The organism is Bacillus nitroreducens (assembly GCF_964021195.1).
This window is the reverse complement of sequence record NZ_CAXHYI020000003.1, coordinates 2,762,726-2,783,427: the sequence shown is the minus strand read 5'-3', so window position 1 is coordinate 2,783,427 and position 20,702 is coordinate 2,762,726. Positions and strand designations below refer to the sequence as shown.

General features: G+C 37.2%; 18 protein-coding genes and 1 other RNA gene. 3 read left to right on the top strand and 16 right to left on the bottom strand.

Going from position 1 to position 20,702, the window contains the following annotated elements; genetic code table 11:
* Positions 1 to 64: 64 nt before the first annotated feature.
* The 8 genes from rnpB to ACWPVE_RS17390 all read right to left on the bottom strand — a co-directional run bounded on the left by rnpB (position 65) and on the right by ACWPVE_RS17390 (position 8,539).
* Positions 65 to 462: RNase P RNA component class B (gene rnpB, locus ACWPVE_RS17425), an RNA gene on the bottom strand.
* A gap of 96 nt (positions 463 to 558) precedes the next feature.
* Entirely contained in the window at positions 559 to 858 is a 300-nt protein-coding gene (gene gpsB / locus ACWPVE_RS17420; protein WP_453995551.1) for a cell division regulator GpsB, read from the bottom strand.
* 90 nt (positions 859 to 948) lie between these two features.
* Entirely contained in the window at positions 949 to 1,506 is a 558-nt protein-coding gene (locus ACWPVE_RS17415) for a DUF1273 domain-containing protein (RefSeq protein WP_453997609.1), read from the bottom strand.
* Between the two features lie 122 nt (positions 1,507 to 1,628).
* Positions 1,629 to 1,967, bottom strand: a complete 339-nt coding sequence (locus ACWPVE_RS17410) for a CotD family spore coat protein (protein ID WP_453995549.1) — start codon at positions 1,965 to 1,967, stop codon at positions 1,629 to 1,631.
* 537 nt (positions 1,968 to 2,504) lie between these two features.
* Entirely contained in the window at positions 2,505 to 3,770 is a 1,266-nt protein-coding gene (locus ACWPVE_RS17405; protein ID WP_453995547.1) for a ribonuclease H-like domain-containing protein, read from the bottom strand.
* Positions 3,771 to 3,783: 13 nt separating this feature from the next.
* Entirely contained in the window at positions 3,784 to 6,066 is a 2,283-nt protein-coding gene (locus ACWPVE_RS17400; RefSeq protein WP_453995545.1) for a DEAD/DEAH box helicase, read from the bottom strand.
* Positions 6,067 to 6,187: 121 nt separating this feature from the next.
* Positions 6,188 to 7,645, bottom strand: a complete 1,458-nt coding sequence (locus ACWPVE_RS17395) for a protein adenylyltransferase SelO (protein WP_453997607.1) — start codon at positions 7,643 to 7,645, stop codon at positions 6,188 to 6,190.
* Positions 7,646 to 7,663: 18 nt separating this feature from the next.
* The gene (locus ACWPVE_RS17390) at positions 7,664 to 8,539 is read right to left on the bottom strand and encodes a TetR/AcrR family transcriptional regulator (protein ID WP_453995543.1); all 876 of its coding nucleotides are present in this window, start codon (positions 8,537 to 8,539) and stop codon (positions 7,664 to 7,666) included.
* 157 nt (positions 8,540 to 8,696) lie between these two features.
* Between ACWPVE_RS17390 and ACWPVE_RS17385 the strand changes: the two genes are divergently transcribed.
* Positions 8,697 to 10,193, top strand: coding sequence for an MDR family MFS transporter (locus tag ACWPVE_RS17385; RefSeq protein ID WP_453995541.1), 1,497 nt, complete (start codon positions 8,697 to 8,699; stop codon positions 10,191 to 10,193).
* Between the two features lie 152 nt (positions 10,194 to 10,345).
* On the opposite strand, the gene ACWPVE_RS17380 is transcribed toward ACWPVE_RS17385, so the two are convergent.
* The 7 genes from ACWPVE_RS17380 to ACWPVE_RS17350 form a co-directional block, all read right to left on the bottom strand.
* Positions 10,346 to 10,546 (bottom strand): cold-shock protein, encoded by a 201-nt coding sequence (locus ACWPVE_RS17380; RefSeq protein WP_453995539.1) that lies wholly within the window; start codon positions 10,544 to 10,546, stop codon positions 10,346 to 10,348.
* A gap of 154 nt (positions 10,547 to 10,700) precedes the next feature.
* Positions 10,701 to 10,907, bottom strand: coding sequence for a cold-shock protein (locus ACWPVE_RS17375; protein ID WP_453995537.1), 207 nt, complete (start codon positions 10,905 to 10,907; stop codon positions 10,701 to 10,703).
* A 237-nt stretch (positions 10,908 to 11,144) separates the two neighbouring features.
* Positions 11,145 to 12,104, bottom strand: coding sequence for an ABC transporter ATP-binding protein (locus ACWPVE_RS17370; RefSeq protein WP_453995535.1), 960 nt, complete (start codon positions 12,102 to 12,104; stop codon positions 11,145 to 11,147).
* Positions 12,105 to 12,119: 15 nt separating this feature from the next.
* On the bottom strand, positions 12,120 to 13,118 hold the full coding sequence (locus ACWPVE_RS17365) for an ABC transporter ATP-binding protein (protein WP_453995533.1): 999 nt from the start codon (positions 13,116 to 13,118) through the stop codon (positions 12,120 to 12,122).
* A gap of 197 nt (positions 13,119 to 13,315) precedes the next feature.
* Positions 13,316 to 14,245 (bottom strand): ABC transporter permease, encoded by a 930-nt coding sequence (locus tag ACWPVE_RS17360; protein WP_453995531.1) that lies wholly within the window; start codon positions 14,243 to 14,245, stop codon positions 13,316 to 13,318.
* The gene (locus tag ACWPVE_RS17355) at positions 14,242 to 15,171 is read right to left on the bottom strand and encodes an ABC transporter permease (RefSeq protein ID WP_453995529.1); all 930 of its coding nucleotides are present in this window, start codon (positions 15,169 to 15,171) and stop codon (positions 14,242 to 14,244) included. Before ACWPVE_RS17355 ends, ACWPVE_RS17360 begins: the two co-directional genes overlap by 4 nt.
* Before the next feature lie 80 nt (positions 15,172 to 15,251).
* Complete coding sequence (locus ACWPVE_RS17350; RefSeq protein ID WP_453995527.1) at positions 15,252 to 16,934, bottom strand: peptide ABC transporter substrate-binding protein; 1,683 nt, start codon at positions 16,932 to 16,934, stop codon at positions 15,252 to 15,254.
* Between the two features lie 336 nt (positions 16,935 to 17,270).
* Between ACWPVE_RS17350 and ACWPVE_RS17345 the strand changes: the two genes are divergently transcribed.
* Positions 17,271 to 17,966, top strand: coding sequence for a Crp/Fnr family transcriptional regulator (locus ACWPVE_RS17345; RefSeq protein WP_453995525.1), 696 nt, complete (start codon positions 17,271 to 17,273; stop codon positions 17,964 to 17,966).
* A gap of 198 nt (positions 17,967 to 18,164) precedes the next feature.
* On the top strand, positions 18,165 to 18,659 hold the full coding sequence (locus ACWPVE_RS17340) for an Hsp20/alpha crystallin family protein (protein WP_453995523.1): 495 nt from the start codon (positions 18,165 to 18,167) through the stop codon (positions 18,657 to 18,659).
* On the opposite strand, the gene ACWPVE_RS17335 is transcribed toward ACWPVE_RS17340, so the two are convergent.
* Positions 18,625 to 20,448 carry an IS1182 family transposase gene (locus tag ACWPVE_RS17335; protein WP_453995521.1) on the bottom strand — a complete coding sequence of 608 codons (1,824 nt, stop codon included), beginning with the start codon at positions 20,446 to 20,448 and terminating at the stop codon, positions 18,625 to 18,627. The two genes, ACWPVE_RS17340 and ACWPVE_RS17335, sit on opposite strands and share 35 nt — an antisense overlap.
* Positions 20,449 to 20,702: the final 254 nt, after the last annotated feature.

Genomic DNA, 20,702 nt, shown 5'->3' with positions numbered 1-20,702 from the left:
CTTCATATATGAAGAGCTTTGCTTCTTGCTTCATTATTCATATTGATTCGTTTTGTTAATAACGTTCTGTAAGCCATGTTTTGTTCCTTCGTACTTCAAACGGTAAAACGAATATTACCTCGTACTCCGGTGGTAATCATCTATCTACAGACGTTCAAACGTCTGTCCTTCTTCTCGTTCATTTCCGAGAAAGAAAGTGCCCCTACCATTATTTGGGTTTCTCGCTCGTGGGGTTTACCTCGTTCCACTCTTGTAATTTCTTACAAGACTTCGTCACTGTGGCACTTTAAAGGTAGTCAAACCATATCCAAACGGACTTAGGTTTTTTCCCTGCCGTTAGCAAAGCACATGGCTCTACTACCCTAGCTTATCGTTTCGCTAGGCACGAACACTACGGACATCTCAGCCCGTGCGAGCATGGACTTTCCTCTGCAAGTTGCCTTGCAGCGATTACCCGAACGTTATTAATGTGTGCAAGGAATAGTATAGTAAAAAAATAGTACGATTTCAAGTGATTAGTCACTTGTAATTTTTCCCATCATTAATAGGAAATTGAGATCAATCGTACAGCTTACTACCAAAAACATGTTTTTCAAGATTTGATAAACGTTTTAATATATCAAAATTCGTTGTACCTGTCTGAGCTTGTGGTTGTTTTTTATATGAATCTTCGAGTTGACGCTTTAATCGGAGATTCTCTGCCTGTAGCTCTTCAATTTCTTGAGTAAATGTTTCATAATCCTTAATAATCAGATCTAAAAATTTATCAACTTCTTCTTGTTTATAGCCTTTCATGCTTGTTTTAAATTCTTTTTCAAGTATTTGTGTAGCAGTCAAATTTATTTTATCAGTTATCATATACTTTCACCTCGATACACTTTCCCCATTATTCCTACACCTATTTTTTCAAAATTTTCATGTATTGTCAATTTTATTGTAGTAACTCCATTAGAAGTCGTTATTAGCGTATTGTTCTTCTTCAACAATTGTCTGTAAATCATAAGCATTAATGGTGATAAGCGAATAATTCTCATTTTCACATTTCTTTTTAGCATCACCGTAGATATAACGTGGACTACCATCTTTTTCCTCGTCATATAGAATCAACAAAGCATCACTTTTATCTAGAAAAAAAGCGTTTTTCAAGCGAAATTGGGATGGATTATCATATTTTCTATTCGTGATGCTATTTACATAATCAGCTTGGGATAATATAAACTGATAATATTCTTTGTTTGTTTCGTTCCAGTTTTCTTCTTGTTCAAGAAAGGGAGTAATCACAGCAAGCTTCAGGTCTGGGTAATCCTCTTGTAGTTCATAGGTAAGTTCTGCAGCCCAAAGCTCAACGCCAAGTTGTCCGCTAATGATAACCCATTCAAGTCCGTTTTCAATCAAGGGAATCAATTGTTTTTTTAGCGCTAGTTTAATATATCCGATACCAGGGTGATCTTGTCCAAAAATACCCAATTCAAAAGGCTTATAGCCAGTAATTGCAACGACCCTAATCATGCTTTAACTCCTCCCTTGTAAAGTATATTTCTTTCATATTATGTAAAACAGGAACCGTTACAGTTCCTGTTTGATTAACGCGTATTATACGCTCGGTTTTAAAAACTGTGTTTTTGTTATTATCGGCCAACAAATGGTCCTGGTGGTCCAAACATTTGTCCTTGAGGGCCCATTGGCATTTGTCCTTGAGGACCCATAGGCATCTGTCCTTGAGGACCCATTGGTCCAAATCCTGGTCCTGGTGGTCTTCCACCACCACAACTGAAGTGTTGGTTTGATACCTCATTTGCAACAGACTCTGTGTGTGGGTAATAATGCATATGTTGATACATATGATGGTTTACATGTTGCGTATGAGAAGGATGAATATGTGGAACAATTGTTTTAAAACAATGATGCTGCGTGCAGCATTTCGTTGGATGAACAATAGGTGGCATTACACATGGTCTTCCATTCATTTTCTTTATCTCCTTTCCTTCATCTGCCTTACATTAATAGCCTATGAAGGAGTGGAGAGTCATGTACTAATCAAAACACCTATTTTTAGAGGTTTTTTAGAATGCGGTGAATATGACGCATCAATTTCTGTGTTGTCTTGCTTTTTTCGTTCCCCACGCATTAGCTGCATACGTTCCAGTACTCAAAGCTGCACCGCCTTGAAATACGGGTCCTCTTCTTCCCTCTTTTTAAACACCTATTTTTAGGAAATTTTTATAGGTTATTCATTCCCCTTTTAAAAGAATGCATAGGATCCGTCCTTAATTCCAGTTAATACAATAACAGTCAATATAAGTAAAAAAAAGTACAGAAATAAAATTTTCTTATACATTTCATTTTCTCTCCATCTAAAATAATATTTCCTTTGAACAAAACACTATTTTACATGGTATTACACCGTTCTACAACAACAAATCGTGGATGTCCTCAAATTTCCATAAAATCGACAAATATAGTGCGAAAAACCTCTAAATTTGCGCTTACCCGGGCAATATTTTCTAATTATTTTGAAGTTTCTTAGATATTCTTGCGATTCTCTTTTCAAAGTCCGCTTCACTCTTCGCATTTTTAGTCTTATTACCAAAATGACTTAATTCTTTCCATCTACTAAAAGCACTTTTTGCAAAGTCTAGTGCTGTAACGTAATCCTTCACTTTATGTTCATAGAATTTCGCAAGTTCTAGACTCGCTACAATTGCATCAGGAGTATCACCTTTCTCATGTACTTCGAAAAATAAACTCACTGCCTGTTCCATTTTATTCTCTTTTTTTGACAAATATGCTAACGCAAGCTTTGCTTTCAATTCCTTTTCCGAGTCTACATCCACAACTTGTTCATAAAGTTCCTGTGCTTTCCTAGTTTCTCCAAGTGCTTCGAGCCAACGTGCCACCTCATATTTATCAGAGGTATATTTATTTTTCTCGTTTAAAATAACAATCCCAGATAAATGAATGTATAGGGTCAACAATGATAAAATATCAATTTCATTGTGACGCATGACTCCGAAGATTCCATCAGGTACTTGATTTTCAACATAATCAAAATAAAGAATGGGCGCCAAATATCCTGGGACATCATCAATTCGCTTAATGTCCAATATCTCTTTCTCAACATTTGAAAGTCTCACCGAATCCAATTTATTTTTCCATAGTCTCCTAGCAGCATGATATAAATCAAAATGGCCAAAGTCAGGAAGTTTAGGCAAGGAATCTCGTATTAACGTATGTCTTGTTTTTACTTGTGGCCAATCAAAGGATTTTCCATTATAAGTAACAAGTGTAGTATAATCAACACTCGTTAAAAAACTTTGGTAGAGGGCAATCTCACTACCCGGATTCGGTAAAAAATGTTGCGTAAGAACAACTCGATCTTCTTGAACCCTGGCATGACCTAGTAGAAAGATCGTGTTACCCACTCCCCCACCGAGGCCAGTTGTTTCAGTGTCAAAGAAAAACAAATCTGAAGGAGAATGTCCCTTTGCTGAAAGCGGATGTTTCAAAGGTGAAGAATTCCACATTTCGATGACATCTTTTAGTTTGGAAAATGAATATAAACCATGCTGATAATCTAATGGGTACTCCACTTTTCGAACCATACAGTATGCCCCATCAAAATAAAATGGCTTCGCTCCAAACTCTTCCCACTTATCAAGAAAAGGGATTTCTTCTTCCACTCTTACAGAAGGTTCGACATTTTTCGATATATCCTCATTTTCTTTCACAATATGATTTTTTAACCGATTTAATTTCCCTTTAATTGACATTTTTTAATACTCCTTAACAGTTTGAACCTTGTTTAAACTTTGAAATTAAGTGAAGTGCATCTAACTTAGCACGTTCATTTAAACTTTCAGTACCGATACATGAAGGACAACCTGATTCACAAGCACAGCGTTGAATTAATTTTTGTGATTCATCGAGAAGAATTTCTAATTTCTCATACACTTTTTCACTTAAGCCAATACCTCCAGGATAGCGATCATACAGAAAGATTGTCGGCTGCTCATTATGCACTGCTTTTACCTGTGGAACAACATGCAAATCAGAAGGGTCGCACATTGTCATCAATGGTGCAACATGACGTAAAACATTCGCAACCCCCACTAATGCTTCCTCAATCCTTTTTTCACTAACACCCTCAAGTTCCGTTTTTTTCAGGCTTATCCATGTGGAGGATGTATGTAGCTCCTCTTCTGGTAAATGAATCGGACCTGAACCGATATTTTCATGTGTTTCAAATTTGATTTTCTTAAATATCGTTGCCATAGCTTGTACAGAAACATCACCATAACCAATTTCAATTGAGTCTTGGTTGCGCTCCTTATCAACCTCTAATACACGAAGATTCACAGCAAGGTTTGCATCTGTGAAATAATCGACATCTACTTCCCTCACAAACGCCTTCTTTTCTTCCCAATCTAGCTTTTCAACCTGATATTGAACACCTTGATGCAAATAAATGGCCTCATCATGAAGCAAGGTCATCGTACTGAAACGATCCATTTCTCCAATAACCTTAACAGCTGCAATATCTGTTTGATCAATAATTACGACATTCTCTTGTGAAGCTGAACGAAGACTAATGTTATGAGCAGGAAAGGAATCATTCATCCAATACCATTTGTCACCGTTTTGATGAAGGACTCTTTCTTCCGTTAAAAACTCTAAAATATCTTCAAGGTCAAGGTCGCCAAATGTCTCACCCGCCTTAAATGGCAATTCATAGGCAGCACATTTAATATGGTCTATTAAAATGACTAGATTATTAGGATTTATTCGAGCTGTTTCAGGATTTCTACTAAAAAAGTATTCTGGGTTTTGAATCATATATTGGTCAAGTGGATTAGAGCTAGCCACCATAAAGATTACAGCTTCTCCTTGACGCCGACCAGCACGGCCAGCTTGCTGCCATGCGCTAGCAATTGTTCCAGGATAGCCAGTCATGATACACACCTGGAGTTGTCCAATATCCACACCTAATTCAAGTGCATTTGTACTAATAACTCCGTAAATTTCCCCATTTCGTAGTCCTTGCTCAATTTCACGCCTTTGTTTAGGCAAATACCCTCCACGGTAGCCACGGATCGCTTTGGGCCCTAATTTATGTTTAACAAGTTCTTGTAAATACGTTAGAATGATTTCCACTCTTACTCTGCTTCGTGCAAAAACGATCGTTTGTATTTTGTTTTTTAAGAATTCACTAGCTAACTTTCTCACCTCGAGTGTAGCGCTTCTACGAATATTAAGAGGCTTGTTCACGATTGGTGGGTTATAAAATACAAAATGTTTTCTTCCAGTAGGTGCACCATTGTTATCTATTAATTCCATTTCTTTACCAGTCAGATTTTCTGCGAGTTCTTTTGGATTTGAAATTGTAGCGGATGTACACATAAAAATTGGATTACTCCCATAAAACTCACAGATTCGTTTTAAACGTCTGATCACATTTGCCACATGACTTCCAAATACACCACGATATGTATGTAGTTCATCAATCACGATATATTTTAGGTTTTCAAATAAAGATACCCACTTTGTATGATGAGGTAGAATGGCAGAATGTAACATATCTGGATTTGTAATCACGATATGTCCTGCTTTTCGAACCTTTTGGCGTATATTTGCAGGTGTGTCGCCATCATATGTATAGCTATTAATCGCAACTCCCATTTCTTCAATTATTTCATTCAATTCACTTTTTTGGTCCTGCGCTAATGCTTTTGTAGGGAACAAATACAAGGCTCGTGATTGGTCATTCTCAACAATTGTTTGTAAAACGGGTAAATTATAGCACAGTGTTTTTCCTGATGCTGTTGGAGTTACGGCTACAAAGCTTCTTCCATCTCGTGATATTTCATACGCAGAATGTTGATGGGTATAGAGCTGATGAATCCCTCTCCTTTGTAACGCATCTCGTAATCTATCATCAATTGATTCTGGCATGTCTAATAATTTGGCAGAAGTCGCCTCCATTGTATGCCAGTGCACAATATTCTCTTTATATTCTGGTTTCTCTTTGATTAGGTCAATTAATTCATTTATATCTTTTCGAAACTTCATCTTGAATCACCTCAGGGATTTCTACTACCTATTGTACAGAATAAACGTTCGTTTTTGAAGTGATTCCTATTGGTATATTTAACATATAAATAGACACACCTAAAAAGGTGTGCCTGCGTACTTAAGTTCCACAAAATGTTTGATAGGGTTCATCCGTTGGTTCGGGTGGTTTTGCATACTCAGCCTGTTCTGGTGAATGTGCAAAAGGATCTTCCAATACCTGGAGAAGTTTATCCATTACACTGTAGTCACCTTCCGTAGCTGCTTCTAGAGCCTCTTCGACACGATGATTTCTCGGTATGATGGCTGGATTCGTTGATTGCATTAATTCTTTTATCTCTTGAGATGATCTCTTTTGTCTACCTTGTCTATCCTTCCACTTTTGCAACCATTTACTAAAATTATCAGCATTACATATTTCAATTTGATCTAACTGGTCAAATGTTAGCGACACAAACGTATTCGTATAATCGAGTTGGGCTGTTTTCATTATTTCTAAGAGTTCTTCGATTAGATCTCTATCTTCTTCCTCTTTGTCGAACAAACCAAGTTTTGCCCTCATTCCATTAAGCCAATTTTCATTGTAAATCCCCATATATTTTGCCATTTCATCCTGTGCAATTTGAAGTGACTTTTCTTCATTTTCATCTAGTAATGGTAGTAGACTCTCGGCAAAACGAGCCAAATTCCATCCACCAATATATGGCTGATTTCCATAAGCATAGCGGCCACCTCGATCGATAGAGCTAAAAACAGTATCTGGGTCATACACATCCATAAATGCACACGGACCATAATCAATGGTTTCCCCACTAATCGTCATATTATCTGTGTTCATGACACCATGGATAAAACCTACGAGCTGCCATTTTGCTATCAAGTCTGCTTGTTGTTTGATTACTTCACGCAATAAAGCTAAATAAGGCTGGTCATGCCCCTTTATTTCTGGATAATGCCGATTTATTGTATAGTCTGCAAGTGCTTTTAGTTCATCGATTTTTCCTAGACCTGTGATAAACTGAAACGTACCGACACGTATATGACTGGTGGCAACACGAGTAAGAATTGCACCAGGCAATACGGTTTCCCGATAGATTGGTTCACCTGTCGTAACAACAGCCAGAGATCTAGTAGTTGGGATTTGAAGCGCATGCATCGCCTCGCTAATGATATATTCCCTGAGCATCGGTCCAATGGCGGCGCGGCCATCTCCACCACGTGAGTATGGTGTCCGTCCAGCACCCTTCAGTTGAATATCAAATCGTGCTTGTTCAGGTGTAATTTGTTCACCAAGCAATACTGCACGGCCGTCCCCAAGCATCGTAAAATGGCCAAATTGATGACCAGCATAGCTTTGGGCAATAGGTTCAGCTCCATCAGGTATCTCGTTTCCAGCAAAAATATTAGCTCCCTCATTAAATAATCTCTGTGGGTCAAGACCAAGAGTTTGTGATAAATCTTTATTTAATATAACCAGCTCAGGGTCCTTTACTGGCGTAGGATTTGTTTTTGTGTAGAAATCCTTGGGTAGTCGAATATAACTGTTATCGAAATTCCAACCAAATTCATTATTTGTAATCCTAAACACCCCTTTTTACTAGTAGTGTACTCTTAAATAATACCAAAGAAGGTTTGTGAAGTTATTTACCTCATGTTCCTTTTCAGTTTGCACGAAAGACTGCTGAAATGGTTTTATCAAAGGCTGAAGAACAACCTTTCGAATTCTCTCCCGCTTTAACTCCGATACAATCGTATCATACAAATCTTGCTGGTCAGTCGTAAATGTAATGTTCTCTTCAAGATCCTTTGCTAAATCCAATAGTTCCTGTAAACTTGGCATTTTCCGTTCGACTCTTGCTTGTAAAAAATGCAGTGATGACGGATCAATTAAGGTAGTCCCCTTTTCGGTCATGATTGGGATGATGACCTCTAGATATGATAAGAGAACCTCCACAATTCGGTGGATGGACTGTGCACTATTCGTTATTTTCATTGTAAATAAGATATAATGCATCATTCCATAAAAAAGAATGGAGAGTTCAAATGCAAAATTTTTTAATTCTTCTCCGTAGACATCTACAAATCGCCCAGCCAACCATTCCATTTCATGAATTCGATGGTTTAATACAAGTTTTTTGAGTTCAACTTCATTTGAATTAAGTATGGCTTCAAAAATAGTTGTGAGATTTCGTTCACGATTTAATCGCGTTAAGATCGAAATCTGCTCGATGAGTACAGTACGGTCTTTTTCGTCTTTACCAACTTGCATCTTCATTCGAATTTGCCTTGCATCCTCACGTAACTCTTCTAATATTTCGGCAATACAATCATTTTTATTCGAGAAATAATTATAAAATGTGCCTTTCGAAATATTGGCTTGCTCAATAATATCTTGTATCGAGGTTTGTTGAAATCCCTTCTCTACAAATAGTTTCAAAGCAATATCCGCGACTTTTCTCCTACGTTTATTCATGCATCCTCCAACCGCCAATCTGTCTATATTCCATGTCATCATTCTCTTATATAATTTTAGCATATTATACCTTAAGTATAAATGTATTGCATAAATTGAACTTGTGGTATAAAATCATCAAGTATCAATTTTAAACAATGAATCGAGGGGATGTTTTATGGATTCAACATTTCAAGAAAAAAAGCCTCCATATCTGATGCTAGCCTTACTTTTTATTGGAGCATTTGTTTCATTTCTAAATAATTCACTGCTAAACGTAGCACTACCTTCTATTATGATGGATTTAAATATTGAAAATTACTCTACCGTTCAATGGCTTGCAACAGGGTATATGTTAGTTAGCGGTGTATTAATACCAGCCTCAGCCTTCCTAATCACAAGGTTTTCGAACCGCAGCCTATTTATTACATCCATGCTTATTTTTACAATAGGTACAGCCATGGCAGCATTCGCTCCTAACTTTGGAGTATTAATTGCTGGACGTATGGTTCAAGCAGCAGGCTCTTCCGTTATGGGTCCCTTATTGATGAACATTATGCTCGTCAGCTTTCCACCTGCGAAACGCGGTACAGCGATGGGTGTTTTCGGGTTAGTTATGATAACGGCACCTGCTATTGGTCCAACATTATCTGGTTATATTGTAGAGCATTACGATTGGCGCGTATTATTCGAAATGATCTTACCTCTAGCCGTCATCAGTTTAGTTCTTGCAATTTGGAAATCTAAAAACGTGATGGAAGTTAATAAAAATGCAACCATTGATTACCTATCTGTTATTTTATCAACGATTGGTTTTGGTGGATTATTATATGGATTTAGTTCTGTAAGTAATGACGGCTGGACTGACACACTTGTCTTGTCTTCATTAGTTATTGGTGGTATTGCTCTTGTATTATTTATTGTACGTCAACTAAAAATTGATGAACCTATTCTTGATTTACGAGCTTATAAATATCCAATGTTCGCACTCGCTTCAATTATAGCTATTGTGAACGCAGTGGCGATGTTCTCTGGGATGATTCTAACGCCAGCATATGTACAAAGCGTTCGTGGAATTTCTCCATTTGAATCTGGTTTAATGATGCTTCCAGGTGCAATTATTATGGGTATTATGTCACCTATCACTGGTAAATTATTTGACAAATTTGGACCACGTTTACTATCAATTTTAGGTCTAGTCATTACAGCCGTATCAACTTATTTATTAACACAGCTACAAATTGATTCATCTTATAGCTATATCATAACGGCCTACACGATTCGTATGTTTGGTATGTCAATGGTCATGATGCCAATTATGACCAACGGATTGAATCAATTACCAGCTCGATTGTATCCACACGGTACAGCAATCAACAATACAGCCCAACAGGTATCAGGTTCAATTGGTACAGCTGTCTTAGTCACTGTTATGAATAGCGTGGCCAAATCCGAGGGTGAAAGCCTATTAGCAAATACAGATCCTACTACGTTGACCGAAACTACTCAAGCATTTATTACCGGGCAAGCATTACTTGCTGGGATTAATTATTCCTTCCTTGTAACCTTAGGAATTAATATCGTTGCTTTAGTATTAGCCTTATTTATAAAACGGGTTGATGTTCGTGAAAAAAATACTCAACCCCCTATAGAAAAACCAGCTAAAGCATTATAATTCGAAACCTCAATAATGGAGGAATTTACTTTCCAATTAGAGGTATAATAAGCATTCCCCCTAATCTTCATAGATTAGGGGGTCTTTTTTTAATACAAACAAAAAACAGACCCTAGAATAGGATCTGTTTTGAACGGTTTATATATGGTTCATTATACTTTTTGAACATTAGCGGCTTGTGGTCCTCGGCTACCCTCTTCAATATCGAATGAAACCTCTTGACCTTCTTCTAACGTTTTGAACCCTTCACCTTGGATTGCCGAGAAGTGTACGAATACGTCGTCTCCACCTTCAACTTCGATAAACCCAAAGCCTTTTTCACTGTTAAACCATTTTACTTTTCCTTGTGCCATATTGTTTCCTCCTATGTAATGCAACAAAAAAATTTGTCGCAAGGTATTGCATGAATTATTATGTCCATAGTCCAACTTTTTATAACCAAACTTTTTTTATTTTTTTTGAAAAAGAAGTAAGATTGGAGGAAACAGCCTGAACGTAAAAGCTAATCTATGCTAAAAAGCTTTTATTATGGTTATTGACAACCTGTAATAATCTTACATTGGTTTCCATTTCTGTTCCACACAATGGACAACTTGGTTCCTGAGCGCTCTTAAAATTATCTCGTACCCATCCATTACATTCCTCCGATGTGCATTCCCACACCTTCGTTTCTTCAGTAACAATTTCTTCGACTGGTCTTCTTCCAAAAGCCATTCAAATCATCTCCTTAGTTTTGGTTGGTACGAAACCATTCATTTAAACAACAGTTACCCAATAAAAAAACTTATTATAAAAAGTCGTTCTTTATGCGCTTATAAAGCGCCACTACGGTTAACCAATTTGTTAACACGAAGCCTTGATTTGAAACTCCTTATAATAAGCATTACTATTATTTTATCTTTTTTCCTAAATATTATAACACTTTCTACCTAATTTTGTAAAACCAATGGATTATTCATCATATAGGTGACAGGCTGTAAAATGAGAAGGCTCGACTTCCTTCCATTGTGGAACTTCAATCGCACATTTTTCCATTGCAAATTTACATCTCGTTCGAAATACACATCCAGAAGGAGGAGACAATGGACTCGGAACTTCTCCTTCAAGGACAACTCGCTCCCGCTTTACTGCTGGGTCTGGAATCGGTACAGCAGATAACAAAGCTTGTGTATAAGGATGTAATGGGTCATTATAAAGGGACTCACTATCAGATAGCTCAACCATATTGCCCAAGTACATCACAAGAATACGATCTGAAATATACTTAACCATCGATAAATCATGGGCAATAAATAAATAGGTTAAATCCATTTTTTCTTGTAAATCCTTTAACAGATTCACGATTTGTGCCTGAATGGACACATCAAGAGCAGAAATTGGTTCATCACAAACGATAAACTTCGGATTAAGTGCCAATGCTCTCGCAATCCCTATTCGTTGCCGCTGTCCTCCACTAAACTCATGTGGAAATCGATTCGCATGCTCAGGACGAAGACCTACCAGCTCTAAAAGCTCTTTCACCCGTTCTTTCCTTTTCTTACCTTTAGCAAGTCCGTGGATATCAAGTGGCTCACCAATAATATCCTCTATTTTCATTCTTGGATTTAAGGAGGCATACGGGTCCTGAAAAATAATTTGAACATCTCTTCGCAGTTCCTTCATTTGCCTAGAGTTAAATCGATATATATTTTTCCCTTCAAAAAGAACTTCACCTGCTGTTGGTTCAAGTAATCGAATGATTGTTTTTCCCGCTGTGGATTTTCCACAACCACTTTCTCCTACGAGTCCAACTGTTTCCCCTTTATTGATGATTAAATTTAACCCATCCACCGCCTTAAGCGGCAATTTTTGGATGGGAAAGTATTTCTTTACATTTTTCACTTCCAGTAGTGCATTTTTATTCGAAGCCACTTTTCGTCATCCTCCTTAGACAAAATTCGCCCGTTTTTTAGCCATTGGATGATTTAACCAACATGAACTAAATTGCGTTGGGGAAACTTCTTCAAACATTGGTTTATATTCCGCACAAAGTTTCATCGCCATTTCACACCTTGGATAGAATGAGCAGCCCCTTGGTGGATCAAGTAAATCTGGAGGAGTTCCGATGATAGTCGATAGTTTTTCATACTTTTCCATATCAAGTCGCGGTACTGATTTCAACAACCCCTTAGTGTATGGATGATTCGGTTTTGCAAAAATTTCTTCTACACTACCCATTTCAACGATTTCACCTGCATACATGACAACCACTTTACTGCACATTTCGGCTACTACGCCAAGGTCATGTGTTATTAAAATAATCGAAGTATTTGTTTTAGCTTGTAATTCCTTCATTAGTTGTAAGATTTGTGCTTGTATGGTTACATCAAGTGCTGTTGTAGGTTCGTCAGCAATGAGGAGTCTTGGCTGACAGGCAAGTGCGATTGCAATCATCACTCTTTGTCTCATCCCACCTGAAAATTCATGGGGATACTGAAGAATTCGCTTTTCTGGCTGAGGAATACCCACCATTTTAAGCATGTTTACCGCATGCTCGAGTGCTTCTTTTTTTGTGATTTTTCGATGACGTAGAATTCCTTCTGCAATTTGAATCCCAATTTTCGTAGTAGGATTTAGCGATGTCATCGGATCCTGAAAAATCATCCCTACTTCATTACCTCTAATTCTTTCCATTGCTTTTTCTGATTTTCGAACAATATCCTCTCCATTTAACAGGATGGATCCCTTTTCTATTTTTGCTTGTGGGGTTGGTAGGAGCCGCATAATTGATTTAGCTGTCACACTTTTACCACACCCAGACTCTCCAACGATCGCAATTGCTTCTCCTTTTTCCACAGAAAATGAAACACCTCTAACCGCCTTGACCTTCCCCACACTCGTATCAAACGAAACATGTAAATCGTCAATTTCTAATATATTTTCCATCACCCTTTTCCCCCTCTCTAATCAAAAGCGTTTAGCACCCTGATTTTGTAGGCTTTCATAACATGATTCATAAAGACGTTAAATTGCATGATGTGGCGTTTTCAGCCTTAACTCTTCAAGTGAAAAGTTGAAAATCTGTGGCACTCTAAAGGTTACCTTTATCTAACAGTGGTTGAACCTTGCTTTATAAAGATCACTTATTTTCTTAATTTCGGATCAAGTGCATCCCTTAAACCATCCCCAAACACATTAAAGGCGAACATGGTTAGCGAGATTAAGAAGGCAGGGAAAAATAACTGATAGAAATTCCCGATTAAAATACTTCCTAGTGCATCGTTTGCCATAGTACCCCAACTTGCCTTTGGAGCTGGAATTCCCAGTCCTAAAAAGCTAAGTGTGGCTTCAGCAAAAATGGCTGTAGGAACTGTCAAGGTGACATTGACTAATATTGGCCCCATTGTATTCGGAATGATATGTCTTCTTAAAATCCATGAAGTTTTTGCTCCCATTGCATTTGCAGCTTGGATATATTCATATTCTTTAAGCTGTAGCACCTGGCCTCTGACCAGCCTAGCCATCGGAATCCAACCTGTTATCGACATTGCGATGATAATTGCCCATAAACCTCTTTCAAGAACGATCATGACTAAGATGACCATTAAGAGATATGGAATTGCATAAAGGACTTCGGCGATTCTCATCATGACATTATCGACTTTACCACCACGAATACCCGAAATGCCTCCGTAGATAATTCCTGCAACAAAATCAATCAATGCAGCCATTAATCCGATAAATAATGAAATTCTCGCACCATACCATGCTCGTGTGAATAAATCTCGTCCAGATGCATCTGTTCCAAACCAATGCTCTGCATTCGGCCTAAGATTCTTTTTTGTAAAATCCTGCTCATAATACGTATAACCGTTTAAATGAGGACCGATAATGGCCATTATTCCAATGATGATAATAAGTATGAGCCCTAACAACGCCAATTTATTTTCCTTTAGCCGATTCCAAACATCTTTCCAATAGGAAATACTAGGCCTAGCTATTTTTTCTGCTTCTTCAAATTTCTGTTCAACTGGTGTGAACATATCTTCCGTAAGATTAGGATGATTCTTCATTTGCTCTCCCCCGTTATCTTAATTCTTGGATCAATCCACGTGTAGGCAATATCAACAATTAAAATGAGAAGGATCAGGATGGCAGAATAAAAAATCGTCGAGCCAAGAATGACGGGGTAATCTCGATTAAAAATGCTCGTTACAAACATTTCTCCCATACCTGGGATACCAAAGATTTTTTCAATAATAAAACTTCCAGTCACAATATTGGCAATTAAGATCCCAACAATGGTGACAACTGGTAAGATTGCATTTCGAATCGCATGTTTTAAAATAATCGTTCCTTTTTTTAGTCCCTTTGCCTTTGCCGTTAAGATATAATCCTGGCTCATTACCTCAAGCATGCTTGACCTCATTAATCGTGCAATAAAGGCCATTGGCATCATTGCAAGAGAAAGGGATGGAAGAACGGTGTGTGACCATGATTTCCAAGTTGCAACAGGGAACCACCTTAATTCAACTGCTAAATAATTTATGAGGAATGTTGCAAGAATAAAGTTTGGTACTGAGATACCAACTATTGCTAGAATCATAGAGGAGTAATCAGGCCATCTATTACGATAAAGGGCCGCAATAATTCCAAAAAGTAAACCGAGTGGAATGGCAATCAATAAAGCTTGCGTTCCTAAATGCAGTGAAACTGGGAAGCCGTTCACAATTAAATCATTCACTGTTAGAGTGGATGATTTATAGGAAGGTCCGAAATCAAATTGTAAAATTGAAAGTAAATAAAGACCATATTGTACATGTAAAGGTTTGTCCAAATTATAATAGCTTTGAAGATTATTGTAGACCGCCTCGGGCATTGTTCCTTCTTGGGCAAACGGGTTTCCTGGAATACTATGCATTAAGATAAAGGTTAGTGTGACAATCACCCAAAGGGTTACAACTGCAAGGACAATTCGTTTTCCTATATACGTAAGCATGTTATCCCCCTTTATATCGGTTTGTTAAGAAAAATCGGGGTATGCTAATTTATAGCATACCTCGATTGATACCTAGTAACTTAGTTTTTAATATCTGCAAATATGAACTGAGGATAACTATTAATAGGTGTATAGATACCTGTTACATGTGGCTTCACAGTAAACGGTTTTGTATAGAAATAGATTGGAATAACTGGCATTTCATCCATTAGGATTTTTTCTGCATCATGCATTGCCTTCATTCTGTCTTCTTGAACCATGGTTGTTTTCGCAAGATTAACCAACTTATCATACTCAGCATTGCTCCAATTTGCGTCATTATATGGTCCATCTGTTACCCATAGATCCATAAATGTCATTGGGTCTACATAGTCACCAACCCAACCCGCTCTAGAAATTTCGTAATCCCCAGCTTTTTCACGATCTAGCTTCACTTGGAATTCAACGTTCTCAAGTGTAATTTCTACACCAAGGTTTTTACGCCACATTTCTTGAACAGCCTCAGCAATCATCTTATGTCCTTCCGAAGTATTATAAGTAAGTGTAACCGCAGGGAATTTATCAAGTCCTTCTTCAGCTAGACCTTCTTCTAATAATTTTTTCGCTTCTTCTATATTTGCCTCAAATAATTTACCAGTATTTTCTTGATAATCTCCTGAAACATCAGGTATTCCTGGTGGTACTATAGAATATGCAGGTAATTGACCACCTTGAGCTACATGCTCTACAATCGTTTCACGATCAACTGCCATTGATAATGCCTTTCTAATTTTCACATTATTAAATGGTTTTTTCTCAGTGTTCAGATTGTAATAATAGACTGCAAGGTCTGATCCTATTTGGAATTCAGGATTATTTTCAGCCTTCAACTGACCGATCACGTCTTGTGGGAGTGGATAGACAAGATCCAATTCATCCGATTGGTACATTTGCCATGATGTATTTTCATCATCGATAATCACAAAATGTACCTCATCCAAATTGATTTTATCTCGATCATAGTAATTTTCATTCTTGGCAAGCTTCATGCTTTCTTTATGCTTCCACTCTGTGAGTTTAAATGCACCGTTAGAAACATATGAATCGGCTTCTTGATACCAATTTGGATTGGCTTCCTGTACTGCCTTATTAATAGGATAATACGTATAGAAAGAAGTTAAGTCTACGAAATATGGTGTCGGTTGAGCAAGTTTTACCTCTAATGTCGTATCATCAACTGCCTTTACACCAACAGCAGCCTCAAGTGCTTCTAAATCAGCCCCAGCCTCTGCCGAGTTATATGCTTCTCCTCCTTCTAAATAATAGAGTTGATAGGCATATGTTGAAGCAGTTTCTGGATTTAAGGCATATTTCCATGCATATTCAAAGTCATGCGCTGTCACTGGGTCACCATTTGACCATTTCGCATCACCACGGAGCTTGAACGTCCAGGTTAACCCGTCCTCACTTGTATCCCATGATTCAGCAATACCTGGGATTATTTCTCCTTCTGGTGTTTTCTTCGTGAGACCCTCAAAAGCATGCTCAAGAATCCATGAATCATGAGTACCTTGTGCTGTACCAGGGTGTAAGGAACCAGGTTCTTCATTATTATTTAGGCGTAAAATCTTTGGTCCAGATGCCTCCTGTTCATTTTCTTTCCCTTCCTCACTTGGAGCCGTTGGTTTTTCTGGTTCATTTTTTGTTTCACCACTAAAACAACCAGATAAAGCTAAAAAGATAAAAAGTAGCAAAACTAGTCCAACTGAAAGCTTCCTTTTCAATCATTTAACCCCCTATACTATTTTTGAAATCTTTTAGATTTCTACATTAAATTTATAGAGAAAGGTATAAAAATATTACAGTTGGCTTAAAATTCTTTTAAATTTATAAGATATGAACAGCTTTTTACTTTTATGCTCTAATACAATGACCTTTTAAATCAATGAAAATTAACTTGTTTTTTTGTACCGTACACACTGTTCCATCCAAAAAACTCCTTATAAAAACTCTAGTTTATCAGCTAGAGTTAATACTTATTTTGCAATATGAAAGTGCTTTACCTGTAATCTAGTCATTTGTTACACTTAAGATAACAGTGATGACTTGGAGTGAATACAATGAATCGTACTGAAATTACGGATGTTTTGCGATCGGTACCCCTTTTTAAGGAATTATCAGGTAATGAATTAAAAGAAATGGTCAATATTGCACAAAACCGTCAATATAAAAAAAATATGCATATTTTTATGCAAGATGACCCTCTAGATTATGTTTATTTTATCTACAAGGGAAAAGTAAAAATTTATAAAAATGATATTAATGGAAAAGAGCAAATTGTAACGGTCCAAAAGGATGGTGATATGTTCCCACATGTTGGTTTCTTCCGAAAAGGAAACTATCCTGCCTACGCATTAGCCCTTGAGGACACGAAGGCAGTGGTGATTTCAATCTCACACTTTGAAAGTATGCTTTTGCAACATCCACAGGTCTGTATCAAGCTTTTCAGGGTCATGGGCGAGAAAATTGTTGACCTCCAAAATCGATTAGAAGCTCAAATTTTAAATAATACATACGAACAAATTATTAAATTAATCATGCGTCTGTGTAATACGGATGGACGTGAATTGTCCGATGGCAAAAAAATGATTACAACACAATTTACAAATAAAGATCTAGCTAATATGATTGGCACCACACGTGAAACAGTAAGTAGAACATTAACAAAATTAAAGAAAAAAGAAATCATAGAAGTCGATGTTAAAGGGTTTATCATCGTAAATTTAGAAAAACTAGAAGATGAGCTATTTATATAGAATGAAATACTGCTTCGTAATCTCTGTATATTAAACGAATGTTTTATTCATTCAGAACAAATTTTCAAAATAAACGAATCTGTCATAAAGAACTGAGCGTATTAAGTATCAGTTCTTTTTTTGTGCCCAAAATAAAAACATTTTGCAATAGAAATGAATATAGTGACCATAGATAATACGTTTAGGGAGGAGAATTAGTTGAAAGACGAAAAGGGAGATAAACCGATTCGAAAAAATGAGTATGAACATTTTGGCCCACTCATGAAATCAATGAATGATTTCTTTACGCAGCAACCAGTCAGGCGTCTTTTAGATACTATTGATGAATTCTTTGATAAGCCGTCCCCTTTCTCAACCATTCCAATCGAAATGTATGAAACGGAAACAGAACTTATTATTTCTGCAGATTTACCTGGGGTTAAAAAAGAACAAATCGATATTCAATATTCAGAAAAGTATTTGACAATCACGGTCAATCACCGCGAAGAAATTGAAAAAACAAATGAGAAAAAACACTATTATGTAAAGAAGCAATCGTTTAATAAATCAAGCCGCACCATTGCATTACCTTATCCGATAAACACGAGCCAAATAAGAGCTACTTATGTAAATGGTGTTTTGAAAATTTACATTCCTAAACCACGAAGACAAAAACTACTCATTGAGGATGAGGGGCTGTCCGATAAGTCCTAAAAAATAAGGCAAGGGAGAAAAACGACCGTTTTTCTCCCTTGCCTTTTTGTTTTTTTCGATTTTTCTCTGAAAGTAGCTGGCGTATGCCTGCTACTTTCAATATATTGTGGGCTAATGCCACAATTCCAAACTCGACATATACTTTGTCGAGCCCCCGCAGAGAAAATCTGCGAAACGACCTATTGCCCTTGATGTGACCGAACACACTTTCTACTTCAACTTTACGTTGAGCGTAGATAGCGGACTTTTCATCACATTCAAGGGCTGTTTTAGCCTTGGCTTTCATTTCTTCAAAAATCGTATTCCAATGAATCTGACGATTCCCTTTTGCTTTTGTGCATTGTGCTTTTAGTGGACAATCGGTACAATCTTCACATTCATATATTTTAAAACTTTGCTCGTAGCCAGATTTATTCTTTTTATTCAGGTATTTTTTAAACGTTACTTTCATTCCTTTCGGGCAAATAAAATAGTCGTCATCTTCCACGTAAGTCCAATTTTTTGCGTTTTTGATGTCTTTTTTATATTTACGGGTTTGTTCCTGTACATAGCTTCCATACGGAATAAGAAACTCGAATCGTTGCTCTTTCTCATCTCCGACAGCGTAAACATAATTCTCCTCACTACCATATCCTGCATCGGCAATAACCGTTTTGGGTATTGGTAAAGAAGAAGCTGCCAGTTTCTCCATATGAGGGATGAAGCACCGAGTGTCTGTTGGGCGTTGATGTATTGTATAGTATAGAATAAACTGGTTTTCTGTTCCTACTTGTACGTTGTATCCTGGCTTAAGTTGGCCATTTTTCATATGATCTTCTTTCATACGCATGAAGGTGGCATCTTTGTCCGTTTTAGAATAACTATTACGATCACCTAAAACTTCATTATGTTCCTTATATTTAGTCATACGAGGTATAAAATCCTCACGGATTTGCTTGATTGATTTCTTTAATTGACTCCGTTCTTGCCTTTTTTCTTTTCGAACGTCTTTATCTGTTTCGCTATCAATTACCTTTGTTAATGCCTCAACTTTTTCCTCAAGTTCTTCGGCAACTTCTACTAATTCCTGTTCAGTGATTTCTTGTTCCTGATTTATTAATTCTTCTGGTTGTGCTTCTGCCCTGGTTATTTCATGGATATGCTGAAGGGTTTCCTTGATTTTTTCTTTTAATTTCTCTTCAAAATTTGAAGTAGCACGTTTCCATACAAAACTATACTTGTTGGCGTTGGCTTCAATCTTGGTGCCATCCAAAAAGTAGCTTTCGAATGTTATGTAGTTCTCTTCAATCAACTTGTGAATCATTGCTTCGAATAGTTCATCCATAAAGTCTTTCATGCGTCCCCCACGGAACTCATTAATTGTACGGAAATCTGGTTGTTGCATCGCTGACAACCACATAGCTGGGATACTTTCATTTGCTAATTTTTCTATCCCTCGGCAAGAATAAACCTTCTGGGAATAACCATAAAGGATAATTTTAAGCATCATTTTGGGATGGTAAGAACTTCTGCCACCGCCTACATAGTATGAAAATAGATTTTCATCAGGAATAGCTTCAACCATTTCGTCTACTACACGGGCCTCGTGATGTTGTGGAATAAGAGATTCGATATCATAAATCATTTGAATTTGTCGATTATCGTAGGGTTTGAAAGTAGGGGCTAATTGTCTTGGATTAGGTTCTTTTTGTTTTTCTTCATTTTGAACTTCTAGTTTCTCCTCTTCGAACTCTGGAAAAAGGGAAGTTTGCGTGTTATAATTTTCATTAGTAATCAATTGATTGCTCATAAAAAATCATCCTTTCTGGAATGTTGTGTGGTAACTTCATTTTACTAAAAAGGATGATTTTTTTGTGTGTTTTTTTAAAAGTTACGAGTCAATACTATTAAATTTTGTAACCTTGTTGATTGTAGCGGAAGGTACGAGACTCCTGCGGGAAAAGCGTGGCCAGGGGAGACCCCGCAGGAGCTTGCGACGAGGAGGCTCCCGGACCGCCCGCGGAAAGCGAGTACCTGCAGCGGAAATCAACACCAGATTTTTTA